Genomic DNA, 3,558 nt, shown 5'->3' with positions numbered 1-3,558 from the left:
CCGTCGCAGTCGGTCAACCCCGGTCGGCCTCCGACGGGCCGGGCATAGACTCGGGGTGCGGCCGCGGAACACCGGGCAGGAGCCCGGCACGCCCGGCATCTGACAAGGAGAAGCAATGGCTGACTACACCCTCCCCGATCTCCCGTACGACTACTCGGCGCTGGAACCGTCGATCAGCGGCACGATCATGGAGCTCCACCACTCGAAGCACCACCAGACGTACGTGACCGGCGCGAACACCGCCCTCGCGCAGCTCGCAGAGGCGCGCGACTCGGGCAACCTCGCCAACGTCAACAAGCTGGAGAAGGACCTCGCGTTCAACCTCGGCGGCCACGTCAACCACTCCGTCTTCTGGACGAACCTCTCACCCGACGGCGGCGACAAGCCCACCGGCGACCTCGCCTCCGCGATCGACGAGCACTTCGGGTCCTTCGACAAGTTCCAGGCCCACTTCACCGCCACGGCGCTCGGCGTGCAGGGCTCCGGCTGGGCCGTCCTCGCGTGGGACTCGATCGGCCAGCGCCTGATCATCGTGCAGTTCTTCGACCAGCAGGCGAMCCTCCCGGCGGGCATCGTGCCGCTGCTCATGCTCGACGTCTGGGAGCACGCGTACTACCTCGACTACAAGAACGTGCGGGCCGATTACGTCAAGGCGTTCTGGAACATCGCGAACTGGGAGAACGTCCAGCAGCGCTTCACCACCGCACGCGAGAAGACCTCAGGGCTGCTGCTACTGTCGTAGCGGATGGTGTCCCCGGACCCGTCCGGGGACACCGCCGTCCGATCCGTTCACCTTGGAATCGCGCATTCGCGCACGTCAATTCAGGAGACATCCGTGTCCGTAAAGATCGGCATCAACGGCTTCGGCCGCATCGGCCGCAACTACTTCCGTGCCGCCCTCGCCCAGGGCGCCGACCTCGAGATCGTCGCCGTGAACGACCTCACCGACAACAAGACGCTCGCCCACCTGCTGAAGTACGACTCGATCACGGGCCGCCTCGACGCGACCGTCGACTACGACGACGACAACATCATCGTCAACGGCAAGGCGATCAAGGCGTTCGCCGAGCGCGACCCCGCGAACCTGCCCTGGGGCGAGCTCGGCGTCGACATCGTCATCGAGTCGACCGGCTTCTTCACCAAGGCCGCCGACGCGCGCAAGCACATCGCCGCCGGAGCCAAGAAGGTGCTCATCTCGGCGCCCGCGACCGATGAGGACGCGACCTTCGTCATGGGCGTGAACGAGGACGAGTACGACCCCGCCTCGCACCACATCATCTCGAACGCGTCGTGCACGACGAACTGCCTCGCGCCGCTCGCGAAGGTGTTCAACGACGCGTTCGGCATCGAGCGCGGCCTCATGACCACGGTGCACGCCTACACGGCCGACCAGAACCTCCAGGACGGCCCGCACAAGGACCTCCGTCGCGCGCGCGCCGCCGCGATCAACATCGTCCCCACCTCGACCGGTGCGGCGAAGGCGATCGGCCTCGTGCTGCCCGAGCTCGTGGGCAAGCTCGACGGGTTCGCCCTGCGGGTGCCGGTGCCCACCGGCTCGATCACCGACCTCACCGTCACGGCATCTCGTCCGGTCACGGTCGACGAGGTCAAGGCGGCCTACAAGGCGGCCGCCGAGGGCCCGATGAAGGGCATCCTCAAGTACACGGAGGACGAGATCGTCTCGAGCGACATCGTCTCCGACCCGCACTCCTCGATCTTCGACGCCGGGCTGCTGCGCGTCCTCGGCGACCAGGTGAAGCTCTCGAGCTGGTACGACAACGAGTGGGGCTACTCCAACCGGCTCGTCGACCTGACCGAGTACGTCGCCGAACGCCTCTGAATCGAGCATCCGTGACCCTGCGAACGATCGACAGCCTCGGTCCGCTCGCCGGCAAGCGCGTCGTCGTCCGTTGTGACCTCAACGTCCCCCTCCAGGGATCGGTCATCACGGACGACGGCCGCGTGCGGGCGTCGGTCCCCACCCTCGAGGCCCTCACGGGCCAGGGAGCCCGCGTGATCGTGGTCTCCCACCTCGGCCGGCCCGACGGCTCGCCCGACCCGAAGTACAGCCTCGCCCCCGTCGCCGCACGGCTCGATGAACTGATCGACGCGCCCGTCGCGTTCGCGACCGACACGGTCGGTGCGGATGCCGCGGCGAAGGTCGAGGCGCTCGGCGACGGCGAGATCCTCGTGCTCGAGAACCTGCGGTTCAACGCGGGGGAGACCTCGAAGAACGAGGCTGAGCGCACCGCGTTCGCGGGCGAGCTGGCCGGCTTCGCCGATGCGGTCGTCTCCGACGGCTTCGGCGTCGTGCACCGCAAGCAGGCGAGCGTCTACGAGCTCGAGGAGCTGCGGCCGAGCGCCGCCGGGCTCCTGATCGCGTCGGAGCTCGACGTGCTCGACCGGCTCACCGAGTCGCCCGAGCGCCCCTACACCGTGGTGCTCGGCGGGTCGAAGGTCTCCGACAAGCTCGGCGTGATCGCGCACCTGCTGCCGCGTGTCGACACGCTCCTCATCGGCGGCGGCATGCTGTTCACCTTCCTGGCCGCCCAGGGGCACAAGGTCGGATCGAGCCTCCTCGAAGCCGACCAGATCGAGACGGTCAAGGGCTACCTCGCCGAGGCGGAGGAGCGCGGCGTGTCGATCGTGCTGCCCACCGACGTGGTCGTCGCGGCATCCTTCTCGGCCGACGCCGAGCATGTGGTGACCTCGGCCGACGCGATCGAGGAGACACCGTTCGGCGCATCCGGACTCGGCCTCGACATCGGCCCCGCAACGGCCGCGGCGTTCGCCGAGCGGATCCGCGCATCGAAGACGGTGTTCTGGAACGGCCCGATGGGCGTGTTCGAGTTGGCGCCCTTCGCAGCCGGCACCAAGGCGGTGGCCGACGCACTCACCGAGGTCGACGGCCTCAGCGTCGTCGGCGGCGGCGACTCGGCGGCGGCCGTGCGGCAGCTCGGGTTCGCCGACGACCAGTTCGGTCACATCTCGACGGGCGGTGGCGCGAGCCTCGAGTTCCTCGAGGGCAAGAAGCTCCCCGGACTGGAGGTCCTCGGATGGCAGTGAAGCGCACCCCGTTCATCGCGGGCAACTGGAAGATGAACCTCGACCACCTGCAGGCGATCGCGTTCGTGCAGAAGCTCGCGTGGGCGCTGGCCGACGCGAAGCACGACTTCGCCGACGCGGAGGTCGCCGTGTTCCCGCCGTTCACCGATCTCCGTTCGGTGCAGACGCTCGTGTCGGCGGACTCGCTGCCGCTGGCCTACGGCGCGCAGGACGTGTCGGCGCACGACTCGGGCGCGTACACCGGCGAGATCTCGGGTGCCTTCCTGGCGCAGCTCGACTGCAGCTACGTGATCATCGGACACTCCGAGCGTCGCACGCTCCACCACGAGACCGACGCCGACGTGAACGCCAAGGTGCTTGCCGCCCACCGCCACGGGCTCGTGCCAGTGGTGTGCGTCGGCGAGACGGCTGAGGACCTCGAGGCGCACGGTCCGAGTGCCGTGCCGGTGGCGCAGCTTCGCACCGCGCTCGAAGGAGTCGACGGGTCCAAGG

The 3,558-nt window shown here is 68.6% G+C and carries 4 protein-coding genes; all 4 read left to right on the top strand.

Annotated elements, in window-relative coordinates; genetic code table 11:
• The first annotated feature begins 115 nt into the window (after nucleotides 1-115).
• Nucleotides 116-742 (top strand): superoxide dismutase, encoded by a 627-nt coding sequence (locus AC1DY2_RS17320; protein WP_476763542.1) that lies wholly within the window; start codon nucleotides 116-118, stop codon nucleotides 740-742.
• A 93-nt stretch (nucleotides 743-835) separates the two neighbouring features.
• Nucleotides 836-1,840 (top strand): type I glyceraldehyde-3-phosphate dehydrogenase, encoded by a 1,005-nt coding sequence (gap, locus tag AC1DY2_RS17315; protein ID WP_309978754.1) that lies wholly within the window; start codon nucleotides 836-838, stop codon nucleotides 1,838-1,840.
• Nucleotides 1,841-1,851: 11 nt separating this feature from the next.
• On the top strand, nucleotides 1,852-3,066 hold the full coding sequence (locus tag AC1DY2_RS17310; RefSeq protein WP_476763541.1) for a phosphoglycerate kinase: 1,215 nt from the start codon (nucleotides 1,852-1,854) through the stop codon (nucleotides 3,064-3,066).
• Nucleotides 3,057-3,558, top strand: a 502-nt coding sequence (locus AC1DY2_RS17305; RefSeq protein ID WP_476763540.1) for a triose-phosphate isomerase family protein, incomplete at its 3' end; no start/stop codon positions are given. The genes AC1DY2_RS17310 and AC1DY2_RS17305, both read left to right, overlap by 10 nt.

The sequence above is a fragment of the Agromyces sp. P1_H4 genome (assembly GCF_056405255.1).
The sequence above is the reverse complement of the archived record's forward strand: the minus strand, read 5'-3'. Positions and strand labels throughout refer to the sequence as shown.